Source organism: Roseateles sp. P5_B10, from assembly GCF_056400485.1.
Genome location: NZ_JBFULE010000310.1, coordinates 1 through 5,876, shown reverse-complemented (window position 1 = coordinate 5,876; position 5,876 = coordinate 1). Strand labels below are relative to the sequence as shown.

Genomic DNA, 5,876 nt, shown 5'->3' with positions numbered 1-5,876 from the left:
GCCACCTCGAGCACATGCGCGACGCACTGCAGCAGCAGTTCGACGCCCAGCGCAATCTCATCGAGCGCCTGCGCGGCATGGCCGAGACGGTGCCCGGCGTCGTCTATCAGCTGCGCTTGGCCGTCAACGGCGAGTTCTCGTTCGCCTATGTCAGCGAGGCGGTGCGCGAATACTTCCTGCTCGGCAGCGCCGAGCTGAGCCGCAGCGCGACGCCCTGGTTCGAGCGCATCCACCCCGACGACCGCGCCGCCGTGCGCGAGAGCCTGCTGGCCTCGGCGCGCAACCTCAGCCCCTGGCAGCAGGAGTTCCGCACGCCGCAGGCGGACGGCAGCGAGCGCTGGATCTACGGCAATGCCATCGCCCAGCGCGAGGCCGACGGCAGCGTGTTGTGGCACGGCTTCCTGACCGACATCTCACGCCAGCGCCGCGACGCGCTGGAGCTRGAGCGCTACCGCCATCATCTCGAGGAACTCGTCGAGGCGCGCACTGCCGAGCTGGCGGAAGCTACGCAGGCCGCCCAGGCCGCGAGCCTGGCCAAGAGCGCCTTCCTGGCCAACATGAGCCACGAGATCCGCACGCCGATGAATGCCATCATCGGCCTGACTTATCTGGCCCAGAGCGACACCATMGAGCCCGAGCAGCAGCAGCGTCTGCAGAAAGTCGCCAATGCGGCCGAGCACCTGCTCAGCGTCATCAACAACGTACTGGATTTCTCCAAGATCGAGGCTGGCAAGGTGAGGCTGGAGCAGCGCGAATTCACGGTCGGCGAGGTGCTGGACAACATCGCCAACATGACGACCCAGGCCGCCGCGGCCAAGCGGCTGCGTGTCGAGACCGACGTTGCGCCGGAGCTGGGCGGCCGCGTGCTGATCGGCGACCCGCAGCGCATCTCCGAGGTGCTGCTGAACTTCGCCGGCAATGCGGTCAAGTTCACCGACAGCGGCTTCGTGCGCCTGGCCGCGCGGCTCGACGAGACCCAGCCAGGCCCGGCGCTGGCACTGCGCTTCGAGGTGCAGGACAGCGGGATCGGCATTGCGAACGATGCGCAGGCGCGGCTGTTCCGCGACTTCGAGCAGGCCGACAGTTCCACGACGCGGCGCTATGGCGGCACCGGCCTGGGCCTGGCAATCTGCCGGCGCCTGGCCCACTTGATGGGCGGCCATGTCGGCGTCGACAGCACCTTGAACCGCGGCAGCACGTTCTGGTTCACCCTGCCCGTCGAGGCCGGCAGCCAGGCGCCGGCCCCGCCGGTAGCGGCCCCACGGCCGCATTCAGCGCGAGAACGGCTTGCCGAGCTGGCACGAGCCCAGCCGCGCCGTCTGCTGCTGGCCGAGGACAACCCCGTCAACCAGGAGGTGGCCGTCGCCCTCATCGGCAGTGCCGGCCTGGCGGTGGATGTCGCTGCCGATGGGCAGCAGGCCGTCGACATGGTCAAGGCCGGTGACTACGCCCTGGTGCTGATGGACGTGCAGATGCCCGTCATGGATGGCCTGGACGCAACGCGCGCCATCCGCCGCCTGCCCCAAGGCGCCGAGCTCCCCATCCTCGCCATGACGGCCAATGCCTTCGATGACGAGCGCCAGCGCTGCCTGGACGCCGGCATGGACGACCACGTCGCCAAGCCGGTCGTCGCCGAGCAGCTGTTCGCGACGCTGCACGACTGGCTGTCTGGGGTGAGACGTGTGACCCCTCGCCCAGTCGCACCCCGCTGAACGCGGCTGCACCTGGTCCGTCCCCCGAGGGGACGGCGATGCTTGCGGCATTGAGCCGCAAGCACATCGCCCAAGCGGGCCGGCTCGGTGAACTGGAGTCGGACACAAGCAGTCCCTGCGGACTGCTTGTGCCTACGSAAGGCCATGRGCCTCTGGCYCATGGCAGGCCCAGCGCTCGGCCCGAAGACCGTTACTGGGATTCTTTGATGAGCCGCCCCGAGCCGGCCTGCAGCGGCCGCGCATTCATCGGGTAGAGCTTGGCGAAGATGCCGAGCTGCTGGGCCGTCATGGTGACGGGCTGGCGCAGCACCATCCACAGCACGCCTTCGCTGCAGGGCGGCGTCGTCAGCGAACCCATGTAGGTGTAGTAGCCGCGCTCGGCGGGCAGCAACTGGTTCAGGTCGATCTGCACCTGGGCTTGCAAGGCCTCGCCCTTTTCCAGTGGCAGGTTGGCCCAGACCGTCTGGATCACCGGCTGGGGCTTGTTGTCGGGCCCGCGCTCCAGCAGCACGGCGACGACGGCGAGCTTGCCTTGCGCATCCTTGTGTACCAAGTGGGCCACCATGTCGGATTGCTTGCCGTTGACGCGCTCTTCGCTCGGGCGGTGGAAGTGGAACTGCACGAGTTCATAGCGCCGGCCCATGACGGTCAGGCCGTTGCCGGCGCCGACATTGACCTGGATGGTGTGGCCGTTGTCCTGCACCGAAAAGCTGCTGGTGCGGTAGTCGAAGCTGATCTTCTCCAACTCGACGGCGATGCCCTCGCGGATGTCGATGGGGCTCTGGCGCGTGCCGACGGCGCACAGCTTGTTCTCCGGCGCCAGCTCGGCCCAGCGCTCGGGGCCGATGTCGCCGGTGTAGCCCCAATGCGTCGGCTTGGCGGCCTCGGCCTTGCCCGGCTTGACGGGTTTGGCCGCCGGCTTGGCGGTGGCCGTGCCCTCGGGCTTGGTGGACAGGCGGTCCGCCAGGCGCTGGCGCAGCACCTCCACGGGTTCCTTGGGTTCCTCTGCCTGCGCAGCCGCACAGGCGGCCAGCAGCGCGGTGATCAGCCAGCGCTTTTTCATCATGTCGGTGATTTCGGCAAGCGGCCGCCAGGCTTGAGTCACGATCAGGCCGCAACGGAGCGCCTGACGCCGTACCAGGCCACCAGGCCGACCATCATCAGCCCCGCCGACGTGAGGGCCAGCGCCACGGTCGAGTGCATGACCAGCGGCACCAGCACACCAGCCACCAGGCCATTGGCCGCCGAGCCGATGCAGGCCTGCAGCGACGAAGCCATGCCGCGGCGCTCGGGCACCTGGTCCAGCACCAGCAGCGTGACGACGGGCACCATCAGCGCCCAACCGAAGGCGAACAGGCCGACCATGGGCAGAGCCCAGAAGGGGCTCAGCGGCGCGAACAGGTTGAGCAGCACGTTGGTGATCGACACGGCCACCATGATGCGAAAGCCCCGCATGATCTGGCGCTTCGGGCCCATCTTGCCCGCCAGCCGGCCGCTGACCGCCGCGCCAGCCATGATGCCGCCGATGGAGCACAGGAAGAACCAGAAAAACTGCTGCGGCGCGAAGTGCAGGTGTTCACCCAGGAACACCGGCGTGGCCAGCACGTAGAGAAACATGCCGTTGAACGGGATGCCGCTGGCCAGCACCAGCATCATGAACTTCGGGCTGCTGCACAGCCGCCAGTACTCGCGCATCAGTGCGCCGACGTGGAAGGGCTGCACCAGGTTCGCGTGCAGCGTCTCGGGCAGCAGCCGCCAGTTGGATACCAGCAGGGCAGCGCCCACGGCGGTCAGGAACCAGAAGATGGAGTGCCAGTCGGCGTGCACGAACAGGAAGCCGCCCACCATGGGGGCGATGGCCGGTGCCACACCGAAGAAAAGTGTCACCTGCGACATCACGCGCTGGGCATCCGCCGGCGGGAACATGTCGCGGATGATGGCCCGCGACACGACGATGCCGGCGCCAGCCGACATGCCCTGCACCGTCCGCCAGAACACCAGCTGGCCGATGGAGCCCGCCACTGCGCAGCCGACGCTGGCCGCCGTGAAGACGCCCAGGCCGATCAGCACGACGGGGCGGCGGCCGAAGCAGTCCGACAGCGCGCCGTGGAAGAGGTTCATGAAGGCGAAGCCCAGCAGATAGGCGGACAGCGTCTGCTGCATCTGCACCGGGGTCGCATCCAGCGCCGCGGCAATGCCGGCAAAGGCCGGCAGATAGGTGTCGATGGAGAAGGGGCCCACCATGGCCAAACAGGCCAACAGCACGGACAGGGCCCAGCGAGGCGCACGCCAGAGGCGGCTGGCTTCGGGATTCATGCAAGGCAGTCTATCGAGCCGGGGCCGTTCAGCCGAAAGAAAGAGGCAAGAAAAGAGTGAAGCAAGCCGATAGGCCGGATTCTGTGCGCCGCCCTCCCCTTGCGGTTCGGACGGCGTGACCGCCATTCCTCTGGGCCGAGCATCACTGCCCGGCTCGGTGCCACCTACCCGCCAGCTCTGCGAGCCGCATCAACGCTGGCCTACTTGGTGTTGCTGCGCGTAGAGATTGCCCGTTTCACCTCTGCCGGGCAGAGCCCGGCAGAGGTGCTATGCGGCTCGCGCTTGCGCGCGAGGGTGCGAGGCTTTCGCCTCACCCCAACGCCAGCTTGCGCTGGCGCCGCATAGACCACCCATCGGGGTGTCCCAGCAGAACTCGTCTCTGTTGCTCTGATCCTCGGCTTTCGCCGGGCAGCCGTTAGCTGCTACGCCGCTCTATGCAGTCCGGACCTTCCTCCAGGGCCATGTTTCCATGCTTGCCCCAGCGGCGGTCTGGCTTGCTTCACGGGAGCGAGTATCGCAGGCACGGGCATGTGGTTTGCCTGAGGCCACGTCCACTACCGAGATTCCGTCATGACTTCACCCGTGAGAACCGGCCAGGCGCAGATCATGGGCCGCCAGGAGTTCGGCGAGCGCTTCCGGCAACGCTTCGTCGACCCGGCCTACGGCGCCGAGCGCGACGCATTGGGTCGGCTGGAGCAGATTGCCTGGGAGGCCTTCGAGGAAGGCCGCAAGGCCCCGATCACCGTCAAGGCCGGTGCGGGCTTTGCCGATCCCGACTACGACCTATCGCGCGAATGGCGCGACCTGCACCTGCGGCTGAAGGAGGCTCAGGACGCCTGGGCCAGCTCATCATCGCGCGTCCTCGTCATCAACGCCTCGCCGCGCAACGACGGCAGCTGCCCCGGTGAGATGTCCAAGACCTGGCGCATGACACAGATCGCCCGCGCCGCCTGCGAGGCCGAAGGCATGGCCGTGGAAGTGCTGGACCTGAGCCGGTTGACGTCGGATTACGACCGCCACATCCACCCCTGCAAGGGCTGCGTGTCCACCGCGATGCCACTGTGCCACTGGCCCTGCAGCTGCTACCCCAACCACGCCACTGGGCAGACCAATGACTGGATGGCCGAGATCTACGAGCATTGGGTGCGCGCCCACGGCGTGCTGCTGTTGACGCCGGTGCACTGGTACCAGGCCACCAGCCCGCTGAAACTGATGATKGACCGCCTCGTTTGCGCCGACGGCGGCAACCCCGACCCGACCTCCACCCAGGGCAAGAAGCCCGAACTGGCGCGCGAGATGGAGCTCAAGGGCTGGGGCTACCCCAAGCACCTCGCTGGTCGCATCTACGGCCTCGTCGTGCACGGCGACGTCGCCGGCATCGACGGCACGCGCCGTGCGCTGTCGGACTGGCTGGACTGGATGGGCCTGGTCGACGCCGGATTCGGCGCGCGCTTGGACCGCTACATCGGTTACTACGAGCCCTATGCAACCAGCCATGACGCTCTGGACAAGGACACCGACGTGCAGGAAGAGGTCAAGCGAGCCGCGCGCGCGGTGGCGCTCAGCGTTGGCCTGATGCGCGACGGGCACATAAAGCATGGCGACGAAGGCCTGCCCAAGCCACGCACCAAGTGAGCTGGCACACTGCTCCGATTCGCAGAAACGGAGCCCTCGATGAAAGCCGCCAGCATCCTCGACACCATCGGCAACACGCCGCACATCCGCCTGCAGCGCCTGTTCAGCGGCGCCGAGGTGTGGGTCAAGTCCGAGCGCAGCAACCCGGGCGGCTCCATCAAGGACCGCATCGCGCTGTCGATGATCGAGGACGCCGAAGCGCAGGGCCTGCTC

The 5,876-nt window shown here is 67.6% G+C and carries 5 protein-coding genes and 1 other RNA gene; 3 read left to right on the top strand and 3 right to left on the bottom strand.

Annotated elements, in window-relative coordinates:
- Nucleotides 1–1,712 (top strand): ATP-binding protein (locus AC1DU6_RS17825; protein ID WP_477858649.1); only part of this gene is annotated, 1,712 nt, incomplete at its 5' end.
- A 190-nt stretch (nucleotides 1,713–1,902) separates the two neighbouring features.
- Here AC1DU6_RS17825 and AC1DU6_RS17820 read toward each other — a convergent pair.
- The 3 genes from AC1DU6_RS17820 to rnpB form a co-directional block, all read right to left on the bottom strand.
- Nucleotides 1,903–2,817 (bottom strand): carbonic anhydrase, encoded by a 915-nt coding sequence (locus tag AC1DU6_RS17820; RefSeq protein WP_235532075.1) that lies wholly within the window; start codon nucleotides 2,815–2,817, stop codon nucleotides 1,903–1,905.
- A gap of 2 nt (nucleotides 2,818–2,819) precedes the next feature.
- Nucleotides 2,820–4,028 carry a multidrug effflux MFS transporter gene (locus tag AC1DU6_RS17815; RefSeq protein WP_457350236.1) on the bottom strand — a complete coding sequence of 403 codons (1,209 nt, stop codon included), beginning with the start codon at nucleotides 4,026–4,028 and terminating at the stop codon, nucleotides 2,820–2,822.
- Between the two features lie 54 nt (nucleotides 4,029–4,082).
- An RNA gene (gene rnpB / locus AC1DU6_RS17810) (RNase P RNA component class A) lies at nucleotides 4,083–4,529 on the bottom strand.
- Between the two features lie 69 nt (nucleotides 4,530–4,598).
- Between rnpB and AC1DU6_RS17805 the strand changes: the two genes are divergently transcribed.
- Nucleotides 4,599–5,663, top strand: coding sequence for a flavodoxin family protein (locus AC1DU6_RS17805; protein WP_477858647.1), 1,065 nt, complete (start codon nucleotides 4,599–4,601; stop codon nucleotides 5,661–5,663).
- 39 nt (nucleotides 5,664–5,702) lie between these two features.
- Nucleotides 5,703–5,876, top strand: a 174-nt coding sequence (locus AC1DU6_RS17800) for a pyridoxal-phosphate dependent enzyme (RefSeq protein ID WP_477858651.1), incomplete at its 3' end; no start/stop codon positions are given.

What these genes read in the sequence shown, in the direction of transcription:
- AC1DU6_RS17815 (WP_457350236.1), bottom strand. Translation starts at nt 4,028, where the DNA reads ATGAATCCCGAAGCCAGCCGCCTCTGGCGTGCGCCTCGCTGGGCCCTG.